At 70.9% G+C, this 24,230-nt stretch carries 20 protein-coding genes and 2 pseudogenes; 12 read left to right on the top strand and 10 right to left on the bottom strand.

Annotation, left to right across the window (positions count from 1 at the left end):
- Positions 1-4 precede the first annotated feature (4 nt).
- The 3 genes from ABZ656_RS03320 to sucD all read left to right on the top strand — a co-directional run bounded on the left by ABZ656_RS03320 (position 5) and on the right by sucD (position 3,766).
- Positions 5-1,222, top strand: coding sequence for a hypothetical protein (locus ABZ656_RS03320; protein ID WP_360263997.1), 1,218 nt, complete (start codon positions 5-7; stop codon positions 1,220-1,222).
- Positions 1,223-1,681: 459 nt separating this feature from the next.
- Positions 1,682-2,860, top strand: coding sequence for an ADP-forming succinate--CoA ligase subunit beta (sucC, locus tag ABZ656_RS03315; RefSeq protein WP_101400196.1), 1,179 nt, complete (start codon positions 1,682-1,684; stop codon positions 2,858-2,860).
- 21 nt (positions 2,861-2,881) lie between these two features.
- Positions 2,882-3,766 (top strand): succinate--CoA ligase subunit alpha, encoded by an 885-nt coding sequence (sucD, locus tag ABZ656_RS03310; RefSeq protein WP_075028438.1) that lies wholly within the window; start codon positions 2,882-2,884, stop codon positions 3,764-3,766.
- Between the two features lie 106 nt (positions 3,767-3,872).
- On the opposite strand, the gene ABZ656_RS03305 is transcribed toward sucD, so the two are convergent.
- Positions 3,873-5,039 carry a sigma factor-like helix-turn-helix DNA-binding protein gene (locus tag ABZ656_RS03305; RefSeq protein WP_360263992.1) on the bottom strand — a complete coding sequence of 389 codons (1,167 nt, stop codon included), beginning with the start codon at positions 5,037-5,039 and terminating at the stop codon, positions 3,873-3,875.
- Positions 5,040-5,147: 108 nt separating this feature from the next.
- Here ABZ656_RS03305 and ABZ656_RS03300 point away from each other — a divergent pair, with 108 nt between their 5' ends.
- Complete coding sequence (locus ABZ656_RS03300; protein WP_360263989.1) at positions 5,148-6,749, top strand: DUF6350 family protein; 1,602 nt, start codon at positions 5,148-5,150, stop codon at positions 6,747-6,749.
- 426 nt (positions 6,750-7,175) lie between these two features.
- Here ABZ656_RS03300 and ABZ656_RS03295 read toward each other — a convergent pair whose 3' ends face one another.
- On the bottom strand, positions 7,176-7,991 hold the full coding sequence (locus tag ABZ656_RS03295) for a hypothetical protein (RefSeq protein WP_360263986.1): 816 nt from the start codon (positions 7,989-7,991) through the stop codon (positions 7,176-7,178).
- Positions 7,992-8,455: 464 nt separating this feature from the next.
- Here ABZ656_RS03295 and purN point away from each other — a divergent pair, with 464 nt between their 5' ends.
- Together purN and purH are read left to right on the top strand one after the other, a co-directional pair.
- Positions 8,456-9,076: a phosphoribosylglycinamide formyltransferase gene (purN, locus tag ABZ656_RS03290; RefSeq protein ID WP_101400198.1), complete on the top strand. Its 621-nt coding sequence runs from the start codon at positions 8,456-8,458 to the stop codon at positions 9,074-9,076.
- Positions 9,073-10,662 carry a bifunctional phosphoribosylaminoimidazolecarboxamide formyltransferase/IMP cyclohydrolase gene (gene purH / locus ABZ656_RS03285; RefSeq protein WP_101400199.1) on the top strand — a complete coding sequence of 530 codons (1,590 nt, stop codon included), beginning with the start codon at positions 9,073-9,075 and terminating at the stop codon, positions 10,660-10,662. Before purN ends, purH begins: the two co-directional genes overlap by 4 nt.
- Before the next feature lie 55 nt (positions 10,663-10,717).
- Here purH and ABZ656_RS03280 read toward each other — a convergent pair whose 3' ends face one another.
- Complete coding sequence (locus ABZ656_RS03280; RefSeq protein ID WP_360263977.1) at positions 10,718-11,860, bottom strand: helix-turn-helix domain-containing protein; 1,143 nt, start codon at positions 11,858-11,860, stop codon at positions 10,718-10,720.
- A 224-nt stretch (positions 11,861-12,084) separates the two neighbouring features.
- Here ABZ656_RS03280 and ABZ656_RS03275 point away from each other — a divergent pair, with 224 nt between their 5' ends.
- On the top strand, positions 12,085-12,513 hold the full coding sequence (locus tag ABZ656_RS03275) for a peptidase inhibitor family I36 protein (protein ID WP_101400201.1): 429 nt from the start codon (positions 12,085-12,087) through the stop codon (positions 12,511-12,513).
- A gap of 208 nt (positions 12,514-12,721) precedes the next feature.
- Here ABZ656_RS03275 and ABZ656_RS03270 read toward each other — a convergent pair whose 3' ends face one another.
- Positions 12,722-13,330 carry a proline-rich domain-containing protein gene (locus ABZ656_RS03270; RefSeq protein ID WP_101400202.1) on the bottom strand — a complete coding sequence of 203 codons (609 nt, stop codon included), beginning with the start codon at positions 13,328-13,330 and terminating at the stop codon, positions 12,722-12,724.
- A 270-nt stretch (positions 13,331-13,600) separates the two neighbouring features.
- Here ABZ656_RS03270 and ABZ656_RS03265 point away from each other — a divergent pair, with 270 nt between their 5' ends.
- The 3 genes and pseudogenes from ABZ656_RS03265 to ABZ656_RS03255 form a co-directional block, all read left to right on the top strand.
- Entirely contained in the window at positions 13,601-14,455 is an 855-nt protein-coding gene (locus ABZ656_RS03265) for a bifunctional methylenetetrahydrofolate dehydrogenase/methenyltetrahydrofolate cyclohydrolase (protein WP_054233749.1), read from the top strand.
- Positions 14,445-15,158, top strand: a complete 714-nt coding sequence (locus ABZ656_RS03260; protein WP_360263971.1) for a DUF3017 domain-containing protein — start codon at positions 14,445-14,447, stop codon at positions 15,156-15,158. Before ABZ656_RS03265 ends, ABZ656_RS03260 begins: the two co-directional genes overlap by 11 nt.
- 269 nt (positions 15,159-15,427) lie before the next feature.
- Positions 15,428-15,703 (top strand): annotated as a pseudogene (locus tag ABZ656_RS03255) (helix-turn-helix transcriptional regulator); the annotation flags it as partial.
- A 107-nt stretch (positions 15,704-15,810) separates the two neighbouring features.
- Here ABZ656_RS03255 and ABZ656_RS03250 read toward each other — a convergent pair.
- The 5 genes and pseudogenes from ABZ656_RS03250 to ABZ656_RS03230 all read right to left on the bottom strand — a co-directional run.
- A pseudogene (locus tag ABZ656_RS03250) lies at positions 15,811-16,821 on the bottom strand (PASTA domain-containing protein); the annotation flags it as partial.
- A gap of 104 nt (positions 16,822-16,925) precedes the next feature.
- Positions 16,926-17,879: a cytochrome c oxidase assembly protein gene (locus ABZ656_RS03245; RefSeq protein WP_101407827.1), complete on the bottom strand. Its 954-nt coding sequence runs from the start codon at positions 17,877-17,879 to the stop codon at positions 16,926-16,928.
- Positions 17,880-17,982: 103 nt separating this feature from the next.
- Positions 17,983-19,008: a 6-phosphofructokinase gene (locus tag ABZ656_RS03240; RefSeq protein WP_075025354.1), complete on the bottom strand. Its 1,026-nt coding sequence runs from the start codon at positions 19,006-19,008 to the stop codon at positions 17,983-17,985.
- A 259-nt stretch (positions 19,009-19,267) separates the two neighbouring features.
- A complete protein-coding gene (locus ABZ656_RS03235; protein WP_101407826.1) occupies positions 19,268-19,996 on the bottom strand; it encodes a glutamine amidotransferase in 729 nt (242 codons plus the stop codon).
- Between the two features lie 22 nt (positions 19,997-20,018).
- Positions 20,019-21,257 (bottom strand): MurT ligase domain-containing protein, encoded by a 1,239-nt coding sequence (locus ABZ656_RS03230; RefSeq protein WP_101407825.1) that lies wholly within the window; start codon positions 21,255-21,257, stop codon positions 20,019-20,021.
- Between the two features lie 154 nt (positions 21,258-21,411).
- On the opposite strand from ABZ656_RS03230, the gene def reads away from it, so the two are divergent.
- Complete coding sequence (gene def / locus ABZ656_RS03225; protein ID WP_168489785.1) at positions 21,412-21,951, top strand: peptide deformylase; 540 nt, start codon at positions 21,412-21,414, stop codon at positions 21,949-21,951.
- 193 nt (positions 21,952-22,144) lie between these two features.
- On the opposite strand, the gene ABZ656_RS03220 is transcribed toward def, so the two are convergent.
- A complete protein-coding gene (locus ABZ656_RS03220; RefSeq protein WP_101407824.1) occupies positions 22,145-22,789 on the bottom strand; it encodes a TetR/AcrR family transcriptional regulator in 645 nt (214 codons plus the stop codon).
- A gap of 169 nt (positions 22,790-22,958) precedes the next feature.
- On the opposite strand from ABZ656_RS03220, the gene ABZ656_RS03215 reads away from it, so the two are divergent.
- Complete coding sequence (locus ABZ656_RS03215; RefSeq protein ID WP_101407823.1) at positions 22,959-24,188, top strand: acyl-CoA dehydrogenase family protein; 1,230 nt, start codon at positions 22,959-22,961, stop codon at positions 24,186-24,188.
- Positions 24,189-24,230: the final 42 nt, after the last annotated feature.

Genomic DNA, 24,230 nt, shown 5'->3' with positions numbered 1-24,230 from the left:
ACACATGAACAAGAACATCCGCCGTTCCCTCGTCATAGCCGCCGGTGTCACCGGCGCGTGGGCGCTCGGCTCCGCCGTCGCCAGCGCCGATGAGCTGCCCTCTTCGTCGGTGTCGCTGCCCGACGCGACCGTGGGCGGCACGGACACCGCAGCCACAGGCGCCGCAGCCACGGACACCGCAGCCATGGACACCGTCGGCACGGACACCGCAGCCACGGACACCGCAGCCACAGGCACCGCAGCCACAGGCACCGCAGCCATGGACACCGTCGGCACGGACACCGCAGGCACGGACACCGCAGCCACAGGCACCGCAGCCATGGACACCGCAGCCATGGACACCGCAGCCATGGACACCGCAGCCATGGACACCGTCGGCACGGACACCGCAGCCACGGACACCGCAGCCACAGGCACCGCAGCCATGGACACCGTCGGCACGGACACCGTCGGCACGGTGACCGGCAAGGTCGGCGACACCGCCGCCAAGACGGTGTCCACGGTCGAGGACACCGCCCGGACCGCCGTCACCCACCAGATCAAGAAGACCGCCCCCACGGTCACCCACCCCTCGGTCCCGCGGGACGAGGTCGACTACCTCTTCGGCCCGCTCTCGGCCTTCGCGCCGCAGCTGGACCGGGGCTCCGTCGACGAGACCGCGTCGGCCGTCCTGCCGCCGGTCGCGGCCGGCGCCGTACAGGGCGTCACCCCGGTCGTGCACCACGCCGTCGCGCAGGTCGCCGACGACACCGCCGCCTCCGTTCTGCCTCCCGTCGCCCTCACCGCCGTGCACGGCGTGGTCCCGGTCGCCGGGCAGGCGGCAGGGGACGCGGGCGCTCTGGCGTCCGGAGCGCTGGGCGGTGTGCGGCCGCTCGCGGGCGGGGTCGTGGCCGACGCGGGCACCCTCGCGCACGGCGTCACCGGCCAGGTGGACCCCTTCGCCCAGGGTGTCGTCGGCGCCGTTCAGCCGGTCGTCGACCTCGTGCGGCCGGTGGTGGCGGGCGTCGAGGGCAGCGCCACCGGTCTGGCCTACGGCGTCGAGGGGAATGTCGGCGGCTTCGCGGGGGGCGTCGTGGACGCCGTGCGGCCGTTCGCCGGCGGCGTGGTCGGCCAGGCCGGCCCGCTCGCGGGACACGCGGTCACCGGTGCCCAGGGCGTGGCCGAGTCCGTCACGCCGAGCTATCTGCACCACGCCCAGTACGGCGGCACGTACAGCGTCTGACCGTCCCTCCCGCGGTACAGCGGTACAGCGGTAAAGCGGTACAGCGGTACAGCGGTATCGCCGTACCGCTGTACCCACCGACCGACTCCGCGGGGCCACGGTCCCGGACGGCCGAAATCCGTCGGCTGTGTCCGACCGAAACCCCGCGGATGGGGAGGGTGGTCCCCATTGGGGTGAGGACCACCCTCCCCGGGCCCCTCAGGGGCTGTTCGAGGGGCCTCACCAGGCAAACCCCAGCCTGGTGAGGCCCTGTCCCGGCCAGATCTGTGACAGGTATCACCGCTCAGGTGTGACCTGCGATTTAGGGACCCACGTCCTGCGGCGATAACCTGCGGGACGGACATGCCGCGCGCTCGGACATCGTGTGCGCCACCCTTGTGACAGCGGACGTCACGTTGCCCTTCGCGGCACGCCCACGCATCCAACGAACCGCGAGATCACTGATAGGGACGGACGCGCGTGGACCTGTTCGAGTACCAGGCGAGGGACCTCTTCGCCAAGCACGGTGTACCGGTGCTGGCCGGTGAAGTCATTGACACGCCTGAGGCAGCCCGCGAGGCGACCGAGCGTCTTGGCGGCAAGTCCGTCGTCAAGGCCCAGGTGAAGGTCGGTGGCCGCGGCAAGGCCGGCGGCGTCAAGCTCGCCGCCACCCCGGACGAGGCCGTCGCCCGCGCGACGGACATCCTCGGCATGGACATCAAGGGCCACACGGTCCACAAGGTGATGATCGCCGAGACCGCGCCCGAGATCGCCGAGGAGTACTACGTCTCGTACCTCCTCGACCGCACCAACCGCACCTTCCTCGCCATGGCGTCCGTCCAGGGCGGCGTGGAGATCGAGGTCGTCGCGGAGGAGAACCCCGACGCCCTCGCGAAGGTCCCGGTCGACGCCAACGAGGGCGTCTCGATCGAGAAGGCCCGCGAGATCGTCGCCCAGGCGAAGTTCCCGGCCGACGTCGCCGAGCAGGTCGCCGAGATCCTGGTGACGCTGTGGGACACCTTCATCAAGGAGGACGCCCTCCTCGTCGAGGTCAACCCGCTCGCCAAGGTCGCCGACGGCCGCGTCATCGCGCTCGACGGCAAGGTGTCCCTGGACGAGAACGCCGAGTTCCGCCAGCCGGAGCACGAGGCGCTGGTCGACCACGCCGCCGCCAACCCGCTCGAGGCGGCGGCCAAGGCCAAGAACCTCAACTACGTCAAGCTCGACGGCGAGGTCGGCATCATCGGCAACGGCGCGGGTCTCGTCATGAGCACCCTCGACGTCGTCGCCTACGCCGGTGAGAACCACGGCGGCGTCAAGCCCGCCAACTTCCTCGACATCGGCGGCGGCGCCTCCGCCGCGGTCATGGCGAACGGCCTGGAGATCATCCTCGGCGACCCGGACGTCAAGTCCGTCTTCGTCAACGTCTTCGGTGGCATCACCGCCTGTGACGAGGTCGCCAACGGCATCGTCCAGGCGCTCCAGCTGCTCAAGGACAAGGGCGAGGAAGTCACCAAGCCGCTGGTCGTGCGTCTGGACGGCAACAACGCCGAGCTGGGCCGCAAGATCCTGTCGGACGCCAACCACCCGCTGGTCCAGCGCGTGGACACCATGGACGGCGCGGCCGACAAGGCCGCCGAGCTCGCGGCTGCGAAGTAAGGGACGAGGGAAACAACCGCCATGGCTATCTTCCTCAACAAGGACAGCAAGGTCATCGTCCAGGGCATGACCGGTGCCACGGGCATGAAGCACACCAAGCTCATGCTGGCCGACGGCACGAACATCGTCGGTGGCGTGAACCCGCGCAAGGCGGGCACGTCCGTCGACATCGACGGCACCGAGATCCCGGTCTTCGGCACGGTCGCCGAGGCCATGGAGAAGACGGGCGCCAACGTGTCCGTCCTCTTCGTGCCGCCGGCCTTCGCCAAGGCCGCCGTCGTCGAGGCGATCGACGCGGAGATCCCCCTCGCGGTCGTCATCACCGAGGGCATCGCCGTCCACGACTCCGCCGCCTTCTGGGCGTACGCGAAGTCGAAGGGCAACAAGACCCGCATCATCGGCCCGAACTGCCCCGGTCTCATCACCCCGGGCCAGTCGAACGCCGGCATCATCCCGGGCGACATCACGAAGCCGGGCCGCATCGGCCTGGTCTCGAAGTCCGGCACGCTGACGTACCAGATGATGTACGAGCTCCGTGACATCGGCTTCTCGTCCGCCGTCGGCATCGGTGGCGACCCGATCATCGGTACGACGCACATCGACGCGCTCGCCGCGTTCGAGGCCGACCCCGACACCGACCTGATCGTCATGATCGGTGAGATCGGCGGCGACGCCGAGGAGCGCGCGGCGGACTTCATCGCCAAGAACGTGACGAAGCCGGTCGTCGGCTACGTCGCCGGCTTCACGGCGCCCGAGGGCAAGACCATGGGCCACGCCGGCGCCATTGTCTCCGGCTCCTCCGGTACGGCCGCCGCGAAGAAGGAGGCCCTCGAGGCCGCCGGCGTCAAGGTCGGCAAGACGCCGACCGAGACGGCGAAGCTGGCCCGCGAGATCCTCGCCGGCTGACCTTCTCCAGGCTGAACGGGCTCGCATCCCCACGGGGGTGCGAGCCCGTCGTCGTACCTGGCTCAGCCCGTCGTCGTACCCCGCGCGGCCTGACTCCGGAACCAGCTCAGCCCGGTTCCGGAACCAGGCGCTCCGGCCCGCTGACCGTCTCCCCCTTGAGCTTGGCGCGCAGGGCCAGCTCCTCCGCGGACAGCGGCCCGGGCGCGACCCGGGGCGGCACCCCGCGCACCGTGACGCCGGGCGCCAGCGGCGGTTCGTAGTGGTCCGGGGCCGTACGGAGCGTCAGCGTCGTGGCGCCGATGAGGACGACCGTGAAGGCGATGGCGGCGCGGGTCCAGTGCCGGGCGCGCTGCTCTCCGCCCCAGCGGACCGTGGTGGGCTTCGTGGCGCGCAGCCGCTCGGCGGAGGCGACCTCGGCGAGTCGCCGGTGCAGTTCCTTCGGCTCCGCCAGCTCCGGCAGCCGCTTGGCCACGGCCTCGCGCGCGTGCAGCAGCCGGTTGGCCGCCGCGGGCGTGCTCGCCTCCGTCTCGGCCGCGGTCTCCGGCAGATCGAGCCCGACCCCGTCGTAGAGCAGCAGGGTCCGCCGGTACACGGGCGGCAGTTGGAGGAGTACGTCGAGCAGCGCGCGGTCCGCGGGGGCGGTGGGCGGCGGCTCCGGGTTGCGGTGCCGGGGGCGCAGTCTGTGCCAGGGCGAGAGCGCGAACTCGTACGCCGTCGCCCGCACCCACCCCGCCGGATCGCGGTCCATGGCCACTTCGGGCCAGCGGTGCCAGGCCAGCTGGAAGGCGCGCTCCACCGACTCGCGCGCCAGTTCGCGCCGCCCGGTGAGCAGGTAGGTCTGCCGTACGAGGGCGGGGGCACAGAACGCGTAGAGGGCGTCGAAGGCCTGATCGGGCGTCAGGGGGGCCGAAAGGGGTTCGAGTCCGGGTTCGGGTTCGGGCGCGAGTTCGGAGGCGGGTGGGGTTTCGGAGGGCGGCTCGGGGGTGGTCTCGGCGTGGCCGGGGGACGCTCGTACGGGGCCGGTGACGGCGCCGACGAGCGCGGGAGCCGGGTTCTCCTGATGGGTGGTCACCTCCTCGGCGCCCGTCAGCAGCCGCGCGTACGCGTCCCGTTTGCTGCCGCGCGGCGTCGTACGGCCGTTCTCCCATGAGCGCACCGTCGCACGGGTGACGCCCATCGCGGCCGCGACGTCGGCCTGGCTCAGCGACTGGGCCTCGCGCAGGCGGCGGCGCTGCTCGGGGGAGGGCAGCGGGGTCTCAGGGGTGCGTGTCATGTCGGACCCCATAGGGTGCCCCTTAGTACGAAAAAGTACATAGCTGCATATTGAGCGACACATCCAAGGTTCGCCTGTTACGACGAGAAAGCGCGTGTCGTTGGGAGCATGGCGGACGTGACCCAAATGACCGCCCGCAGACTGTCGTTGTCGCCCCTCCTCACCCGGATGCGCCACCGTTCACCCGGACTGGGCGCCAGCCTCCTGGGTGGCGCCCTCGCGGCGGGGCTCGGACTCGGCTCGTTCGCCGTCCTCGTCATGATGTTGTGGATCAGCTCGCCCTATCCGGACAGCGGGCCGAGCGGATCGCTGCACGTGGCCGCCGCGTTGTGGCTGCTCGCGCACGGCGTGGAGCTGATCCGCACCGAGACCCTGTCCGGCCTGCCCATGCCGGTGGGTGTGACACCGCTGCTGCTGGTCGTCCTGCCCGTGTGGCTGCTGTACCGGGCGGCGCGCGGCGTGGCGGACGCCGAGGCCGGGGCGGGGCCGGGCACGGTGTGGACGGGGGTCGTCGGGGGCTATCTGACGGTCGGGCTTGCGGCCGCGCTGTACTGCTCGGGCGGGGAGTTGCGGCCGTCGTGGGTGTGGACCGCCGGATGCCTGCCGTTGCTCGCCGGGAGTGCGGCGGGCGTGGGCGTGTGGGCGGCGTACGGTCGCGCCGACTTCCCCGTGCCCGCGCCGGTCCGGCGGTTGCTCGCCGTGGTGCCCGCCGGCCGGCGCCGTTGCTCGCCCGAATTCTTCGTGGCCTCGGCGCGGGCGGCCGGGGCCGGGGCGGCGGTGCTCGTCGGGGGCGGCTCGCTCTTGGTGGCGGCGTCGCTGGTGTGGCACGGCGAAGCCGCCCGGGACTCGTTCGCGCAGCTCACCGAGGTGTGGTCGGGGCGGTTCGCGGTACTGCTGCTCTGTCTGGCGCTCGTGCCGAACGCGGCGGTGTGGGGGGCCGCGTACGGGCTCGGGCCCGGGGTCGTGCTGGGGGCCGGGCATGTCGTGGGGCCGTTGTCCGCGGCGGGGCCGGGGCCGTTGCTGCCGGCGTTTCCGCTGCTGGCGGCGGTGCCGGTGCCGGTGCCGGTGCCGGGGGCGGGGGCGGCGTGGAGTGAGGTGGGGATGGGGGTGCCGGTGGTGGCGGGGGTGACGGTGGCGTGGTTCCTGGTGACCGCGGGGGCGCGGGGGACGCCTGGGGAGGGGCGGGAGGGGCGTGAGGCCTGGTCGTGGGGGCGGGTCGTGGTGGGGGTGGGGGTCGCGGCCGTGATGTGCGGGCTGGTGATGGCGGTGCTCGCCGGGATGGCGGGTGGGCCGCTGGGGGTGGCGGCGTTGGCTCACTTCGGGCCGGTGTGGTGGCAGGTGGGGGGAGCGGTGGTGGTTTGGACGGTGGGGGTGGGGGTTCCCGTCGGGGTGGGGTTGTGGGGGTGGAAGCTTCGGCGGCGGGGGGTTTCTTGGCCTGCGTGGCCCTCTCGGCCCTCGTGGTTCTCGTGGGGGTCGTGCCGGTTGTGGTTCTCGCGGGGGTTCTGGGCGGGGCGGTCGCGGGGGGACGGAGGTCAGGTGGGGGTGACTCCGTCGGTGGGGGCGACTTCGGCCCCTGTCTCTGCCCCTGCCCCTGCCCCTGCCCCGGCCTCCGGGCCGGCTTCGGATCCGAGCTTGGAGCCGTACGACTTGTTGCCCTCCGATGGTGGGGAGGCGACGTTCTTGGCGACGCCGCCCGAACGGGGCGAGTGAGGAGCCCCCGGTTTCCTCGCCCCCGCCGCCCCTACCCTTTCCCCAAGCTCTCGGCTTCGATCGAGCAGGGGACCCCCATCATCCCCTGGGGCTCCGCCCCAGACCTCGCTCGGGGCCGCACCCCCAGGCCCCGTCCGGGGCTGCGCGCCTGGGCTGTGGTGGAGCTCGCTGCGGATGGTGGGGGCTGGGCACGCAGGTCCCCGCACCCCTGACAGGGCGCGTTCTCCAGCGCGGGACCATGCCCGCCTGTCCGCGTTCGAGCTAGTGCCGCAACAGGCAACGTTCGCCCCGTCGCGACGCCCGGCACGCACTCTCGCCGCACCGGCCGAAAGCCCAAGTACGTCCAGTACGAGGACTTCCGGCCGGCACGCCGAGAGCACGCACCGGACGCCGCTCCTTGACGGGCAAACGTTGCCTGCCGCGGCACTAGCTGTGCGTTCCCAAGACGCCCCTCAGGTCCTTCGGGAGGAGGTCGTTGCAGGACTGTTTGGCGGCGTTGGTGAGGGCGTCGTTCGTGCAGGAGTAGTAGTCGCTGTACACGAGCTGCGCGGTGAAGGTCGCGGCGACCATGACGATGGCCAGGGACGCGGTGACGAGGCCGCTCACCGCGGCGGTCGTCTGGGGGCGGGTGTTCGCTTCGGGGGCCGGGGTGTCCGGGTCCGGCGTGCGGGGCTTGGCGCGCAGGGCACTGCCGCCCCAGTACACGGCGAGCGCACCGAGCAGCAGTGCCACGTACGGCCAGCTGAACAGGGCGAAGAAGAACGCCCACATTCCGGAGAGCAGCGCGTAGCGCGCGCGGCGCTGGGCGGGGTCCGTCGGGTCCCAGCGCATTCCGGCGCCCGGCCCACCGCCAGGACCTTCCGGGCCGCCCTGACCCTGCGGAGCCCCGGGACGGTCGCCGAAACCGCCGCCCGACGAACGCCCCGGCTGCCGGTCGCTCCACTGACTGCCCCAAGGGGACTGTCCGGGGTCGGAACCGTCGTTCTCGTTCGGGCTCTGGCCGGACGCGGGACGTCGAGGCTGCCAGGGGCGGTCGGGCGTGCCCTCAGGCGGCGCAGCGAAGGGATTGTCCTCGGAGCCGGAGCCGGAGCCGGAGCCGGAGCCGGAGTCTGTGTCCGGGCCGCGTCCGCCCGCGGAACCGTTCGCCCCCGCGGGCGTGTCTCCGCTCTCCCGCGGCGGGGTAGGCGAAGGGCGCCGCTCGCGCAGCAGGAGCGGAGGGAGTCGGAGACTGCGGTCCGGCATCAGGTGTGCGTCTTCCCCTTGGTGGTTCTGGCGGGCGGCGTGTCCACACGGCATCGTGCTCGCGACGCGCACCCCGAGCGTCCTGCCCGGGGCTCGCACCCCGGGCGTTCGTTTCCAGGATCAGGACCCGGGATTCACGCCCCGGGTACCGCTCCGCAGAGTCCCTGCCCCGGGTTTTGCGTCCGAGGCCCGCGCCCCGGACGTTCGCCCCCGGGGCTCGTACCCCGAACGTTCTACCCGTCCCAGGTCAACGTCCCAAGCGCACAGGGCGTTCCCCGTGCTGAACGGTGTCCCGGGAGGATCCACCGCAGACGCTACCTTCCGGCCACGCCCCCGTCCCGTGGGGGCCGCCCGGTGTGCCGGTATCGTTGCTGACGGTCGGCCGCTTCGTAGACTTCCCCGTATCCAGGGGCGCGAAGCATTCGTACGACCGTACAAACGCTCCCCCGAGAAAGGGCCCCGTCGTGGCCAAGACCAAGCGCCTCGTCGTGCTGGTCTCCGGATCAGGCACGAATCTGCAGGCACTGCTCGACGGCATCGCCGCGGGCGGGCCGGAGGCCTACGGGGCCGAGATCGTGGCCGTGGGCGCCGACCGCGACGGCATCGAAGGGCTCGCCCGGGCCGAGCGGGCCGGGATCCCCGCCTTCGTCCGCCGCGTCAAGGACTACGACACCCGGGACGAGTGGGACCACGCGCTCGCCGAGGCCGTCTCCGACCACGAGCCCGACCTGGTGGTCTCCGCGGGGTTCATGAAGATCGTGGGGAAGGAATTCCTCGCCCGGTTCGGTGGGCGGTTCGTCAACACGCATCCCGCCCTGCTGCCGAGTTTCCCGGGGGCCCACGGCGTACGCGACGCGCTCGCGTACGGCGCGAAGGTCACCGGCTGCACCGTCCACTTCGTCGACGACGGCGTCGACACCGGACCGATCATCGCTCAGGGCGTGGTGGAGGTCCGGGACGAGGACGACGAGAGCGCTCTGCACGAGCGCATCAAGGAAGTCGAGCGAAGACTGCTCGTCGATGTCGTGGGGCGCCTCGCCCGCAACGGCTATCGCATTGAGGGACGAAAGGTAGTTATCCAGTGACCGCCGACAGCACAGTCACGGCCGAGAGCACCGAGGGCACCAAGCGGGTCATCCGGCGCGCGCTCGTCAGCGTCTACGACAAGACCGGGCTCGAAGATCTTGCCCGCGGGCTCCACGAGGCCGGTGTCGAGCTCGTCTCCACCGGCTCCACCGCCGCCAAGATCGCCGCGGCCGGGGTCCCCGTCGTCAAGGTCGAGGACCTGACCGGCTTCCCCGAGTGCCTCGACGGCCGCGTCAAGACCCTGCACCCCAAGGTCCACGCCGGCATCCTCGCCGACCTGCGTCTGCCCGACCACCAGCGGCAGCTGGAAGAGCTGGGCGTCAAGCCGTTCGACCTCGTCGTCGTCAACCTCTACCCCTTCCGTGAGACCGTCGCCTCGGGCGCGACGCCCGACGAGTGCGTCGAGCAGATCGACATCGGCGGGCCTTCGATGGTCCGAGCCGCCGCCAAGAACCACCCGTCCGTGGCCGTCGTCACCAGCCCCGACCGGTACGGCGACGTCCTCGCCGCCGTCAAGACCGGCGGCTTCGACCTCACCACCCGTAAGCGGCTCGCGGCCGAGGCCTTCCAGCACACGGCCGCGTACGACGTCGCCGTCGCCTCCTGGTTCGCCTCCGAGTACGCCCCCGTCGACGCCTCCCGGTTCCCCGACTTCCTCGGCGCCACCTGGGAGCGCGCGCACACTCTCCGCTACGGCGAGAACCCGCACCAGCCCGCCGCCCTCTACACCTCGGGCACCGGCGGTCTCGCGGAGGCCGAGCAGCTGCACGGCAAGGAGATGTCGTACAACAACTACACGGACACGGACGCCGCGCGCCGTGCCGCGTACGACCACGAGGACCCCTGCGTCGCGATCATCAAGCACGCCAACCCGTGCGGCATCGCGATCGCCGCGAACGTCGCCGAGGCGCACCGCAAGGCGCACGCCTGTGACCCGCTGTCCGCGTTCGGCGGGGTGATCGCGGTCAACCGGCCGGTGACGAAGGAGATGGCGGAGCAGGTCGCCGAGATCTTCACCGAGGTCATCGTGGCGCCCGAGTACGAGGACGGCGCCCTCGAAGCCCTCACCAAGAAGAAGAACATCCGCGTGCTGCGCGCCCACCGTGCGCCCGCGAACCCGGCCGAGCTCAAGCCGATCGACGGCGGCGCGCTGCTCCAGGTCACCGACCGCCTCCAGGCCGACGGCGACAACCCGGCGAGCTGGACCCTGGCGACCGGTGACGCCCTGAACGAGGGCGAGCTCGACGAGCTGGCCTTCGCCTGGCGGGCCTGCCGTGCGGTGAAGTCCAACGCGATCCTGCTCGCCAAGGACGGCGCCTCGGTCGGCGTCGGCATGGGCCAGGTCAACCGCGTCGACTCCGCGAAGCTCGCGGTCGAGCGGGCGGGCGCCGAGCGGGCCCGCGGGTCGTACGCGGCCTCGGACGCGTTCTTCCCGTTCCCGGACGGTCTGGAGATCCTCGCCGAGGCGGGCGTCAGGGCCGTGGTCCAGCCCGGCGGTTCGGTCCGTGACGAGCTGGTGGTCGAGGCCGCGAAGAAGGCGGGCATCACCATGTACTTCACGGGGACGCGGCACTTCTTCCACTGATCCGCGGCGGGTCGGTGTGTGCGCGGCGGTCCACCGGGGTTCCGGTGGGCCGCCGCTACCGTGCGGGCGCGGTGGTGGCGGCGCCCTTGACCGCGCGCTCGCAGTTCGGCCAGTCGTGGAAGTCGCGCTTCTTGCTCCACAGGCGTTGGGCCGCCCTGATGTTCCACTCCGGGTCCAGCGCCTGACGCGGGGTCCCGCCCAGCTCGCGCAGGCGCAGGTCGGATATCTGGAACAGACCCCAGTTACGGGTGCCGTTGGTGTTGGGCAGGATGTGCAGCGGGTCGAGGAACGACTGGCAGTCCGCGATGGCGACCGCCGCGTCGGGTGCGTCGGTGAAGACCGCGCGGATGTGCGCCCGTACCTTCGCCGGCGGCCACACGGTCATGCGTACGTTCGAGGTGTAGAGCGCCTTCTTGGTGGCGTCCCCGACGACTCCGTTGGGCTGGAGACCGGTGAACACCTGGAAGGCGGTGACCCGGCGCAACGTCTGCGGGCCGAAGTCCGAGTCGACGTCGATGTCCGCGCCCTTGGCGTGCAGCAGCCGTTGTACCTCGCCCACGCACGCGTCGTGCTGGCCCATGGCCACCACGGGCTGACAGGCGGCCGAGAAGAGCAGACGGCCGTCCGCCGCGGAGCCGCCGCCGCTGCCGGATGACGGGCGATCGGTCGTCAGGGCCCAGGCGGAGACACCGAGCGTCAGGACCACGGCCCCGATCACGACGACACGGAACCGGCCCTGCCGGAACTGGTCAAGACGGAAACGGCCCTGACGGACCGGCGGAACGGGCCCGACCTCCACCGCCCCCGACTCCTTGTCACCGTCACCGTCACCGAGATCAGTGGCGACAACGGCATCTGCGGGATCCACCGCGTCTCCTGCGGCCTCCGTCCCCGTCTCCGCCTCCGCCTTTGCCTCCGCCTCCGTCTCCGTCTCCGTCCCCGCCTCCGTCCGGGCGGCGTCGGCCAGGGCCCACTGACGGTGCAGCGTCCGCAGTTCGTCAGGGGTCGCGCCGCAGGCGGTGGCGAACCGGTGCACGCTTCCGTAGTCCTGGGGCACCGAAGTGCCGCGGCAGTAGCGGTGCAGTGTGGACCCGGCGGTGCCGGTCTTCTTGGCGAGGGCCTCGTAACTCAGACCTGAGCGGTTCTTCAGCGAACGCAACAACGCGGCGAACCGTTCGGTTTCCGGGCACGCGGGCATCACTGTTCCCCCCTGGCACTTACGGCACGCTGGTCAGACGTTCCAATGGCTGGACACAGTAGCCGTCCCACGGCCGTCCCAAGGGTTAGAGAACGCGCCAAGTAGCGGGCGTCCGGCCGTCCCGGCGTCCCAGCCCGCCCGGTCTCCTTGCCCGGCCGGGACACGCGTTGCCACCTTCTGGCTGTCCGACCACCAGCAGCCGCATCGCAAGGAGAAACAGACCCATGAACCTTTCCGTACGTCGTCCGCGCCGCCTCTCCCCGCTGCTCGCGACCCTCGCCGTCAGCGCGGCGGCCGCCACCACCCTGGCCCTGCCCGCCTCCGCGTCGGCGGCACCCGCCTCGGCCGCCGCCGTGGACTGCGCGTCGGGTGACGTCTGCTTCTGGACCGGCTTCAACTTCACCGGCAGCAAGTGCTCGTGGAGCGTCGCCGACCCCGACTGGCAGAGCGGCGCCATCAAGTGTTCCTGGGCCGCCACGACGAACGTGAAGTCGGTGTGGAACGCCGGCACCGGGTCGTACAGCGGTGTCGCCTTCTACGCGAACACCAACTACAACGGCCGGATCGGCTGCACCCGGCAGCAGCAGGGCGGCAACCTCGCCGGTACGTACAAGGTGCGGTCCCACCAGTGGATCACCGGTAACTGCGGCTGAGCCCTGGCACACGTGCGCGGCGGTGGCTTCCGGCCCCCTCGGGGGAGGGCCGGAAGCCACCGCCGCATTCCTTTGCGCTCGCTGTACCCCTAGGTGGACGCCGGTGAGGCTGCACCACCCAGATCGGGGCCCAGTCAACGGCCTCTACCTCACATGGCCGGAAGTCGGCCTGGAAGCCGGCCTCGTGGCGGCTGTGCCGCCGGTGGCCTCAGACCGAGTACTTCGGACGGTCGAACCAGGCGGCGCCGTCCGCCTTGCCGACGAACACCGCGATGAGGATGGCGAGCACGGTGTGCACCAGACCGATGACGATGAACGGGTAGATACCGAGGACCGCGGTGAGGATGCCGAACACCAGCGCGGCGATGCGGACGCCGCCGCCGCCGTTCGCGCACTTGACGCCGAGCCAGATCGCGAAGACGCCCCACGCCAGGACCGCGACCGTGATGCCCCACAGGACGCCGGCCGAGTAGTCCGCGAGCTGCTGGAACTGGACGTCGTTCTTGAGGTCCGCGTTGTTCTTCGCGGCGGAGACGGCGAGCGCCGAGATCGCGATCAGGACGGCGCCGAGCACCTGGAGACCGCCGATGACGAACAGCATCACGCGCGCGGCCTTGACCGTGCCGGGCATCTCCATCGGGCCGCCGGGGTAGCCGCCGTACGGCTGCTGGCCGAGCGGCGGGGCCTGCGGGTAGCCGTAGCCGGGCTGCTGCGGGGCGCCCTGGGGGTAGCCGTAGCCGGGCTGGCCCTGGGGCGGGTAGCCGGCCGGCTGGCCCTGCGGGGGACCGTAGGGGTTGTTCGGGTCGCCGAAACTCATGGCGGGTTTTCCTCCGTTGCCTGGTGCGGGGACGCGCGGCAAGGTGCGGAGGAGAGTTCTACAGAGCGGTCCGTCCCCCCGGTACTGTCCGCGGCACTGTGATGTTCATCGTTCTAAATGCCTTACTTATTTGTCCAGGGCCCTTCCGATTGTGTTGTGCAGGTGTTGTGCAAGCGCAACATCGCTGATCACGGCTGGTCGCGGCTGGTGGCAGAGGGAAAGGGGCGCCCGGATTGGAACCGGGAGCGGGTCATCCGCGAGGATGGGGCCATGACCGCCCAGATTCTCGATGGCAAGGCCACCGCAGCCGCGATCAAGTCCGATCTGACCGCCCGCGTGGCGGCCCTCAAGGAGAAGGGCGTCACGCCCGGCCTGGGGACCGTCCTGGTCGGCGACGACCCCGGCAGCCAGAAGTACGTCGCGGGCAAGCACCGCGACTGCGCCCAGGTCGGTATCGCGTCCATCCAGCGTGAACTGCCCGCGACCGCCACGCAGGAGGAGATCGAGGCGGTGGTGCGCGAACTCAATGAAGACCCCACCTGCACCGGCTACATCGTCCAGCTCCCGCTCCCCAAGGGCATCGACGAGAACCGCATCCTCGAACTGATGGACCCGGACAAGGACGCCGACGGCCTGCACCCGATGAACCTCGGGCGGCTGGTCCTCAACGAGCCGGCCCCGCTGCCGTGCACCCCCAACGGCGTCCTCACCCTGCTGCGCCGCTACGGCGTGGAGATCAAGGGCGCCGAGGTCGTGGTCGTAGGCCGCGGGGTGACCATCGGGCGTCCGATGCCGCTGCTGCTGACGCGGCGCAGCGAGAACGCCACGGTCACCCAGTGTCACACCGGCACCCGCGATCTCTCCGCGCATCTGAAGCGCGCCGACATCATTGTCGCCGCGGCCGGATCCGCCCACCTCATCCGCGCCGAGGACGTGAAGCCGGGTGCCGCCGTCCTTGACGTCGGTGTCTCGCGCAGCGCCGAGGGCAAGATCGTCGGAGACGTCCACCCGGACGTCGCCGAGGTGGCCGCGTGGATCTCCCCGAACCCCGGCGGCGTGGGCCCGATGACCCGCGCCCAGCTGCTCGTCAACGTCGTGGAAGCGGCGGAGCGCAGTGTCGGCTGACGGCGGGCCCGAGGACACCGCGGCCCGCGACACCGACCCCGACGCCGAGTCGGCCGTACGGGAGGCCGCGTCCGCGAACGGCGGGTCGGCCGTGCGGAGGTCGAGGGCGGTGAAGGGTGAGTCCGTCGTGCGGAAGGCGGGGTCCGTGAACGGTGAGGCCGGTCCTCGGGAGGCGGGGTCCGTGAACGGTGAGGCCGGTTCGGGGAAGGCGGGATCCGTGAACGGTGTGGCGGGTGTGCGGGAGGCGGAGGGCGCCGAGGGCGAGCCGGGTGCGCTCGACGCCGTGAGCGCGCCCGACGCCGAGGGGAAGCCGCGCCGCACCACACGGCGCTTCCCTCTGTTCACGAGGGACACCGCGCGGCCCGAGGGCGGCGGCCGGGCGGCGGGCGGCGACGCCCCGGCCCCGGCCCGCCAGTGGCCGATCCTCGCCGTGCTGTCGTCCGTCGGACTCGGCCTGCTGCTGACCGCCCTCGACGTGTTCCGGCTCGGCACGGTCCTGATCGGCGCCGCGCTGCTGGCCGGCGCCGTGCTGCGCTGGATGCTGCCCGATGTGGGCATGCTCGCGGTCCGCTCCCGCTTCACGGACATGCTCACGTACGGCGTGCTGGGCGTCGCCATCGTGCTGCTCTCGCTGATGGCACAGCCCAACCCGTGGCTGGTCATCCCGTTCCTGGACGACACGCTGCACTTCACCGTCCGCTGAGCCCCCCGCGCATGCCCTGAAGCAGGGCGCGGCCCGTCCCCTCCCCCGAGTAAGGACGGGCCGCGGCCGGGCGGCCGGACCGCCCGGATCAACCCTTCTGCACAGGCACCGCCTGTTCAACAGCCGTCAGTTCCCTGTGGCACGGAAGTGACCATTCCGCCATGGTGTCCGCGTCGCGTGACGGGAACCGTCCACCGCCCGGCGTCGTCAATCGCTCACGGGGAACGACACGGGAGCGCCTGGGAAGCGCTGCGGGAGGTGGGTGAGCGATGGGTGCCTGGCAGCCGCTGCCGGAGGAGCTTCCGGCGGAGGTACGGCACTTCGTCGAGCAGTTGCGACTGCTCAAGGACCGCACCGGGATGAGCCTGGTCGCGCTGGGCACGCGTACCGCGTACAGCAAGTCCTCCTGGCAGCGCTACCTCAACGCGAGCCAGCCGCCGCCCCGCCAGGCGGTCATCGCCCTGTGCCGGGTCGCGGGTGTCGCGGGCGAGGAGACCGAACGCTTCGGGGTGCGCTGGGAACTGGCGGTGCGGGCCTGGCCGCGTGAGCCCGTGCCGCCCGTGCCGCCCGTGCTCGTGCCGGAATCCGACGGCGTGTCCGGGCCACCGCCGCTCTCGGACGGGCTGTCGGACCGCGCCGACAGGACGACCGACGTGCCCCAGGCGACCTGGCTGCCCTCGGTCGGCCGGGACGCCGTCACCTGGGCACCGTCGGCCGGCAGGGTGTCACCGGCGTACGACATTCCCAGCCCCGCGTCGGTCAGCCGCCGGGTCGCCTCGGCGAAGGTCATGCCGGTGACAGGTGGCACGGCGTGCTTCTGCCGGGTGTTGAAGGACTTGTCCTGGCTGCCGTCGCTGCCCACCGGGCGGGCGATCCCCCGGTCGGGGTTGTGCACGTCGACGAGCTGGAGCTTGTGGATCTCCTGCGCCCCGGGCGGCGGCTCGACCACCACGACACGGTCCTGCCGGTAGTCGGCCCACTTCTTGTTGCCGTCCTTGAACCGCACGTCGGTCTTCGAGGCCTTTCCCTCGAAGGGGAGCAGCGGATTGCCGCAGGAGCACTTCACCGCGGGCAGTCCCTGTTGGTCGACCAGAATAGCGATTCCGGCCTGCAGCAGCGCGGCGTACGAAACCGCCTTGCCGTTCTTGTAGTCGTGATTCGTCACGAGAGTGTCGTGACGCAGTACGACGGGTGTGAGTCGATCGATATAACTCGGGATCTGATCGGTGCTTATATGCAGGACCCGCGCCCATTCCTGGGCCTTCGCCGAGTTCTTGGGGTCGGTGAGGAATTTCTTCAGCTTCGCCACGGCGCAGGTGCCGGGTTTCGTGCTGCCGCCCCACACGCCGGTGCCAGGGCCGGTGCCTGGGGCGGTACTGGGTGCGGGCGCCGGTGAGCCGCTTCCGGCGCTGCCGTCCGGGGCCCCGCCGTACAGTCCGGGGCTGTTACTGGCCTGCACGCCACCGCTGGGCCGGGCCTCGGGCAACTGGATGTCCGTGCCGAGCTGTCGGTCCTCCTTGAAGAAGGGGGAGACCGAGGAAACCCCCGCCGCCACGGCCCGCACCACGAACAACTGATCGGATTTGCTGCACCCGCTGACTATCAGTACCGAAACCAGCAGTAGAGCGAGCCTTCGGGCGGCGGAAAACCCCGCCCTTTGCATGGACGCACGAATTGACATGACCGCTCCCCCTGCGGTTTCCCCCGATGTCCCCCCATGCTACTGAACCGAAAAGCCTTTCACGCAAGGTGAATTGCAAAGTTAATTCAGCGGCCGCGTGCGTTGAGTGAGGCCAGATAGGCGTTGTACGCCTCGAGTTCCTTGTCGCCGTCGCGGTCTGCGGCCCGGTCCGTGCGGCGGGCCTGCCGCTTCTCGGAGGCGTACCACTGGAAGAGCAGCGCGATCAGCACGAGGACGGAGGGGATCTCGCTGAACGCCCAGGCGATACCGCCCGCGGCGCTCTGGTCGGCGAGCGCGTCGATGCCGAGCGAGGCGGGCGGGTTCTTGTACGTGTCGACCATCGGCGCGGACGCCATCATCAGCGCGATACCGAAGAACGCGTGGAACGGCATGCCCGCGAACAGCTCCAGCATCCGCATCAGATAGCCCGGCCGGTGCGGTCCGGGGTCGACGCCCATGATCGGCCAGAAGAAGACCAGGCCGACGGCGAGGAAGTGGCACATCATCGCGATGTGTCCGGTCTTGGAGCCCATCAGGAAGTCGAAGATGGGGGAGAAGTACAGCGCGTACAGGCTCGCGATGAACAGCGGGATCGTGAACGCCGGATGCGTGATGATCCGCATGTAGCGGCTGTGCAGGAACATCAGCAGCAGTTCACGCGGACCCTTGTTGCCTCGCGTGGCGGCCACCGGCAGTGCGCGCAGCGCCAGCGTGATCGGCGCCCCGAGCAGGATCAGGATCGGCGAGAGCATGCTGATCACCATGTGCTGCACCATGTGCACGCTGAACATGACCATGCCGTAGTCGTTCAGCTTGGTGCACATCACGAGCATCACGGTCAGCACGCCGAGCACGAAGGCGATGGTCCGCCCGACCGACCACTTGTCACCGCGCCGCGCGAGCCGCACGACCCCCCAGCCGTACAGGCCGAGTCCCACCAGGCAGGCGACGAGGAAGAACGGGTCCGCGGACCACACGAGCCCCCGCCCCAGCGTGAACGGCGGCAGATCCATGGTCATGCCGTGCCCGCTGTGATCCATCCGCCGGCTCCTGATTCGTACGTTGTGCGCTGTCTGTCCGAACCAGAGTAGAACTGACCCCGGCCACAACTGTGACCGGGGTCAGTGCAGCGCGAACGAACCCTCAGAGCACGCACTCCGCCTCGGCGTACCGCTCCTCGGGAACCGTCTTCAGGCTCTCCACCGCCTCCGCGAGCGAGACCATGACGATGTCGGTCCCCCGCAGCGCGGTCATCTTCCCGAAGTCGCCGCGATGCGCGGCCTCCACCGCATGCCACCCGAACCGCGTCGCCAGCACCCGGTCGTACGCCGTCGGCGTACCGCCCCGCTGGACGTGCCCGAGGATCACCGGCCGGGCCTCCTTGCCGAGGCGCTCCTCCAGTTCCAGGGAGAGCTGCCGGGCGATACCGGCGAAGCGCTCGTGCCCGTAGACGTCCTTGCCGCCCTCGTCGAATTCCATCGTGCCCGGACGAGGCTTCGCCCCTTCCGCGGCGACCACGATCGCGAACCGCTTGCCCGCCTCGAAGCGCTCGCCGACCCGCGCGGCCAACTCCTCGATGTCGAAGGGGCGTTCGGGGACGACGATGGCGTGCGCGCCCGCGGCCATGCCGGAGTGCAGGGCGATCCAGCCGGTGTGGCGGCCCATGACCTCCACGATCAGTACCCGCTGGTGGGACTCGGCGGTGGTCTTCAGCCGGTCCAGAGCCTCGGTCGCGACGCCCACGGCCGTGTCGAAGCCGAAGGTCACGTCCGTGACGGCGATGTCGTTGTCGATGGTCTTCGGCACGCCGACGATCGGCAGGCCGCCGTCCGAGAGCAGCCGGGCCGCCTTCAGCGTGCCCTCGCCGCCGATCGGGATGATCGCGTCGAGACCGAGCTCCTCGACATGGCCCTTGGCCCGTTCCACGCCGTCACGCAGCTGCGCGGGCTGGACCCGGGAGGAACCGAGGATCGTGCCGCCGCGAGCCAGGATGCCGCTCACCGCGTCGAGGTCGAGCTTCAGGTAGTCGCACTCCAGAAGCCCCTTCCAGCCGTCCCGGAAGCCGATGACCTCGTCGCCGTGGTCCACGACGGCGCGGTGCACGACGGACCGGATGACGGCGTTCAGGCCGGGGCAGTCGCCGCCGGACGTGAGGACACCAATGCGCATAGCCCGAAATACCTTCTCAACGTGGGCCGGGGACCGGACCACGCTGTCCGGCTGGAATCCCGGTCACCCTACCGGCGGGACGGGGTGGTGCCGTAGCGGGCGTCCGCCTGGTGGACGCGGCCGCACAAGTGAGCGGGCACCCGGTCAGGCGGGCCCGACCTGGGTACACCGTGCCGGATACGCCTCGGGCGCGCTTGAGGTATCCCTCGAGCGCGCCCTGCGGACATCCCGCACCGTTTGTCCGTTGTTGGCCGACCGTTCAGGCGGGCTGCTGCGCCGCGGCGATGCGCTCGCCCCGGAGCGCCTCGTACCAGCGGTCGTCGATCGGCGGCAGCGCGTTCACGTCGAGCGCCAGCTTCAGCAGCAGGTCCGCGATCTGCGGGTTGCGGGCGAGCACGGGCCCGTGCATGTACGTGCCGAACACCGTGTCGTTGTACGCGCCCTCGGTGCCGTCGCCGGTGCCGTTGCCCTTGCCGAGCCGCACCTGCGCGAACGGACGCGCGGTGGGGCCGAGGTGGGTGACGCCCTGGTGGTTCTCGAAGCCGGTCAGCTGCGGCAGGCCGAGGCGCGGGTCGATGTCTCCGAGTACGTCGCCGACGCACCGCTCGCCCTCGCCGCGCACCGAGACCACGTCGAGCAGGCCGAGGCCCGGCTCACGCTGTCCGAGGTCGTTGATGAACTCGTGGCCGAGGATCTGGTAGCCGGCGCAGACCGAGAAGACGATCGCGCCGTTGCCCACCGCGCGGTGCAGACCGCCGTCGCGGCGCAGGCGCTCCGCCGCGAGCCGCTGTGGCCGGTCCTCGCCGCCGCCGATCAGATAGATGTCGCCGGAGGTCGGGATCGGCTGGTCGCTGCGGACGTCGAGACGGGCGACGTCGAGACCGCGCTGGCGGGCCCGGCGCTCCACGACGAGGGCGTTGCCCTGGTCGCCGTAGGTGCTCAGCAGGTCCGGGTAGATCCACACCAGGCGCAGGCTGTTGTCACTCATTCTCTTGGTCCTCCGTGGCTGCTCAGTTGCCGACACGACGCCTCAAATCCTGGAATGCGGTGTAGTTCGCGATGACCTCGATGCGACCGGGCGGGGCGAGCCGCACCGCCTGGTCGAGGTTCTCGCAGACCTGGAAGGACTGGTTGGCGACCTCGAGACGCACGGCGAGGTCGAGCTTGCGGTCGCCGAGCACGAAGATCGGGTGCCCGGTCAGACGGGTGTAGTCGACGTCCCACAGCCAGGAGGTGTCGGTACCGTCGGCGCCCCGCGCGTTCACGGACAGGATGACCGGGGTCGGCGGCGGGTCGATCAGGGAGAACGTCTCGAGCCAGCCCGCGGGGTTCTTGGCGAGCAGCAGACGCAGGTCACGCTGCATGAACTGCACCACGTCATAGCGCCCGGCGACCGCCTGCACCTGGTACATGCGCTCCAGGGCGACCTGCGGGGGCACCCCGAAGACCGCGGCGACGGCGGCCGACGAGGCGGCGTTCGCCTTGTTGGCCCGGCCGGGCAGCTGGAGGTGGATCGGCCACGCGGAGCCGTGCGGGTCGAGGACGTGGTCCCCGGACAGCGCCCAGGTCGGCGTCGGACGGCGGAAGCCGCAGTCGCCGCAGAACCAGTCGTCGCCGGGGCGCTGCATCACACCGCCGCAGGACGGGCAGGACCAGGCGTCGTCCTTCCACATCTGACCGGCCGCCACCCACATGACGTTCGGCGAGGAGGAAGCGGCCCACACGACGAGCGGGTCGTCGGCGTTGGCGACCACGACGGCCTTGGAACCGGCCAGGCCCTCGCGCCAGTGCTCGGCCATCATCCGGGTCTCGGCGGCCCGGTCGAGCTGGTCGCGGGAGAGGTTGAGCAGGGCGATGCACTTCGGGTCGGTGTCGCGGGCGACACCCGCGAGGTACTTCTCGTCGACCTCGATGACCGCGAACTTCGCGTCCGAACCCCCGGCGAGAGCCGAGGTGATACCGGCCGGCATGTTGGCGCCCAGCGCGTTGGACACGACCGGGCCCGCGGCGCGCAGCGCCTCCGCGATCAGCCGGGTGGTCGTGGTCTTGCCGTTGGTCGCCGACACCAGGATCACGTCCAGGTGGGTGGCGAGCCTCGCCAGCAGATCGGGGTCGAGCTTGAGTGCCACCCGGCCGCCGATCACCGATCCGCTGCCGCGTCCGGCGGCCCGCGAGACGGCCGCCGCCGCCTTGCCCGCCGTCACGGCCAGCTTGGCCCGCGGCGTCAGCGGGTCCGAGTTGCCTGACATCGTTTCTCGATCCTCCTTGCGTACGCGCCGCGCCTCTGCCCCCGGCACCGTGTGGGCCTCAGCCTATCGAGATCCACTCACGTGCCCGAATCGCGGCACCTCCACGGTGCCCGCGCGACATTCGCGCGCCCATGAGGACCGTACCCTTGCCGCCATGCGACACGGCTCCATCCCCGGCACCCGAGGGCGCGTCCGGCCGGTGACTCTGCTCGGCGACCCCGTTCTGCACACACCGTGTGAAGACGTCACGGACTTCGGTCCCGAACTCGCCCGGCTCGTCGAGGACATGTTCGCGACGATGTACGCCGCCCAGGGCGTCGGCCTCGCCGCGAACCAGGTCGGCGTCGCCTCGCGGGTCTTCGTGTACGACTGCCCGGACGACGAGGACGTCCGCCATCTGGGACACGTGGTGAACCCCCGTCTCGTCGAGGCGGACGGAGTGGTCCTGCGCGGGCCGGAGGGCTGTCTCTCCCTGCCCGGCCTGGAAGCGGGGACGGAGCGGTACGACCACGCCGTGGTCGAGGGTTTCACGGTGGACGGGGAGCCGGTGTCGGTGCATGGCACCGGTTGGTTCGCCCGGTGTCTGCAGCACGAGTACGACCACCTGGAGGGTGGTCTGTACGTGGACCGGTTGAGCGGTTGGCGCCGGCGCCGGGTGATGAGGCAGGCGGCGCGGGCGTCCTGGGGGCGCTGAGCTCTGTCGGCCGGCTGCGGGTTGTCTCGGGTCGAGGGCGCAGTTCCCCGCACCCCTGAGGGGGCGCCGACCTGAGCGCCCCGTTTTTGGGGGCGCGGGGAACTGCGCGGCCAGCCACGACACTCCCGCAGCCGACAGCCGACAGCTGACAGCCGACAGCCGACAGCCGACAGCCGACAGCCGACAGCCGACCTCAGAACCCAGGACCCCCGACACGATCGCCGGCCGCGGCCAGCCGGCCCCACAGCAGGTCGGCCAGACTCCGTACCAACTCGGCCCGGGAGCAGGGCTGCTCACCGAGCCACCAGTCCCCGGCGGCATGCATCATGCCGACGATCCCGTGCCCCCACACCCGCGCCAGCTGCTGACTGCCCGGTCCGAGATCCACCCGTTCCTCGATGACCTCGGCCAACTCCTCGCCCATGCGGCGCAGCAGCGGCGCGGAGTGCTTGCCCAGGTCGAAGCCCCGGTCGGCGGACGAGGCGCCCTCCGTGGGATGCATCAGGAAGCGGTAGACCTGAGGGTGCGCCTCGATGGCCGCGAGATACGTGTCGAGCGTGGCCTCCACCCGCTCCCGGCGCTCCGCGGGCGCGTCCAGCGCGGCCCGCAGCGCTCCGAGGAGGGCGTCGGTGTGCCGCTTGGCCAGGGCCGCGTAGAGTCCGCCCTTGTCGCCGAAGTGGCGGTACAGGATCGGCTTGGTGATGCCCGCCTCGGCGGCGATGGCGTTCATCGAGGCGCCGGGGCCGTCGCGGAGCACCACTCTGTCGGCGGCCTCCAGCAGCTCGCGCCGGCGGCGGTCGGCGGACCTCTGCTGGTCGGTCCGCTGTGTGGTGTCCATGATCTCTCCCCACCCGTGGTGATTCGGTGACGCCTGCGCAAAGTAACACTCATCGGCCCATGCGCATCGAACGGGCTGCCGAGCTGAACGTGGGAGTTGACTTTTACTACTGATCAGTAACAGACTCCAGTTACCGCAAGTAACACTTTAGTGCAGTGCTGGAGGGGACATGGCCGAGTTCACCATGGAGCTCAACGACGAACAGAGGGAGGTCCGCGACTGGCTCCACGGGTTCGCCGCCGATGTGATCCGCCCCGCGGCCGCCGAGTGGGACGAGCGCGAGGAGACTCCCTGGCCGGTCATCCAGGAGGCCGCGAAGGTCGGCATCTACTCCCTGGACTTCTACGCCCAGCAGTACTTCGACCCGACCGGTCTCGGTATACCCATGGCCATGGAGGAGCTGTTCTGGGGTGACGCGGGCATCGCCCTGTCGATCGTCGGCACCGGCCTCGCCGCCGTGGGCGTCCTCGCCAACGGCACCGAGGAGCAGATCGGCACCTGGATCCCGCAGATGTATGGTGACGCTGCCGATGTCAAGGTCGCGGCCTTCTGCTCCTCCGAGCCCGACGCCGGCTCCGACGTCGCCTCGATGCGCACGCGTGCCGTCTATGACGAGGCCAAGGACGAGTGGGTGCTCAACGGCACCAAGACCTGGGCGACCAACGGTGGCATCGCCAATGTCCATGTCGTCGTCGCGGTCGTCGACCCGGACCTCGGCTCCAAGGGTCACGCCTCCTTCATCGTGCCGCCGAACACGCCGGGCCTCTCCCAGGGGCAGAAGTTCAAGAAGCACGGCATCCGCGCCTCGCACACCGCCGAGGTCGTCCTCGACAACGTTCGCATCCCCGGCTCCTGCCTGCTCGGCGGCAAGGCGAAGCTGGACGAGCGCCTGGCCCGCGCCCGGGAGCGCGCGAAGGCGGGTGGCGGTGAGCGGGTGAAGAACGCCGCGATGGCCACGTTCGAGGCGTCGCGTCCGGCCGTCGGGGCCATGGCGGTGGGCACGGCCCGCGCGGCGTACGAGGTCGCACTCGACTATGCGACGACGCGTGAGCAGTTCGGACGTCCGATCATCGACAATCAGGGTGTCGCGTTCCAGCTCGCCGACATGCGTACGTCGATCGACGCGGCGCGTCTGCTGGTGTGGCGGGCTTCGTGGATGGCGGTCAACGGGAAGCCGTTCACCGCGGCCGAGGGGTCGATGTCCAAGTTGTTCGCCAGTGAGACGGCGAAGAAGGTCACCGGGCAGGCGATCCAGATCCTGGGTGGAAATGGCTACACCCGTGAGTATCCGGTGGAGCGGATGCACCGTGATGCGGCCATTTACACCATCTTTGAGGGTACGAGTGAGATTCAGCGGCTCGTGATTGCGCGGACGCTGTCGGGAATGCCGATTCGCTAGAGGTGTCCGGCGCAGCCCCGCCCCCTGAAGACGGGGCGCCAC

Source organism: Streptomyces sp. NPDC007095 (assembly GCF_040634475.1).
Lineage (GTDB): Bacteria > Actinomycetota > Actinomycetes > Streptomycetales > Streptomycetaceae > Streptomyces.
This window is presented reverse-complemented; position numbering and strand designations above follow the sequence as displayed.

Coding starts and splice junctions, on each gene's coding strand:
- ABZ656_RS03320 (WP_360263997.1), top strand. CDS start 5: ATGAACAAGAACATCCGCCGTTCCCTCGTCATAGCCGCCGGTGTCACC.
- sucD (WP_075028438.1), top strand. CDS start 2,882: ATGGCTATCTTCCTCAACAAGGACAGCAAGGTCATCGTCCAGGGCATG.
- ABZ656_RS03305 (WP_360263992.1), bottom strand. CDS start 5,039: ATGACACGCACCCCTGAGACCCCGCTGCCCTCCCCCGAGCAGCGCCGC.
- ABZ656_RS03300 (WP_360263989.1), top strand. CDS start 5,148: ATGGCGGACGTGACCCAAATGACCGCCCGCAGACTGTCGTTGTCGCCC.
- ABZ656_RS03295 (WP_360263986.1), bottom strand. CDS start 7,991: ATGCCGGACCGCAGTCTCCGACTCCCTCCGCTCCTGCTGCGCGAGCGG.
- ABZ656_RS03280 (WP_360263977.1), bottom strand. CDS start 11,860: ATGCCCGCGTGCCCGGAAACCGAACGGTTCGCCGCGTTGTTGCGTTCG.
- ABZ656_RS03275 (WP_101400201.1), top strand. CDS start 12,085: ATGAACCTTTCCGTACGTCGTCCGCGCCGCCTCTCCCCGCTGCTCGCG.
- ABZ656_RS03270 (WP_101400202.1), bottom strand. CDS start 13,330: ATGAGTTTCGGCGACCCGAACAACCCCTACGGTCCCCCGCAGGGCCAG.
- ABZ656_RS03265 (WP_054233749.1), top strand. CDS start 13,601: ATGACCGCCCAGATTCTCGATGGCAAGGCCACCGCAGCCGCGATCAAG.
- ABZ656_RS03245 (WP_101407827.1), bottom strand. CDS start 17,879: ATGGATCACAGCGGGCACGGCATGACCATGGATCTGCCGCCGTTCACG.
- ABZ656_RS03240 (WP_075025354.1), bottom strand. CDS start 19,008: ATGCGCATTGGTGTCCTCACGTCCGGCGGCGACTGCCCCGGCCTGAAC.
- ABZ656_RS03235 (WP_101407826.1), bottom strand. CDS start 19,996: ATGAGTGACAACAGCCTGCGCCTGGTGTGGATCTACCCGGACCTGCTG.
- ABZ656_RS03230 (WP_101407825.1), bottom strand. CDS start 21,257: ATGTCAGGCAACTCGGACCCGCTGACGCCGCGGGCCAAGCTGGCCGTG.
- def (WP_168489785.1), top strand. CDS start 21,412: ATGCGACACGGCTCCATCCCCGGCACCCGAGGGCGCGTCCGGCCGGTG.
- ABZ656_RS03220 (WP_101407824.1), bottom strand. CDS start 22,789: ATGGACACCACACAGCGGACCGACCAGCAGAGGTCCGCCGACCGCCGC.
- ABZ656_RS03215 (WP_101407823.1), top strand. CDS start 22,959: ATGGCCGAGTTCACCATGGAGCTCAACGACGAACAGAGGGAGGTCCGC.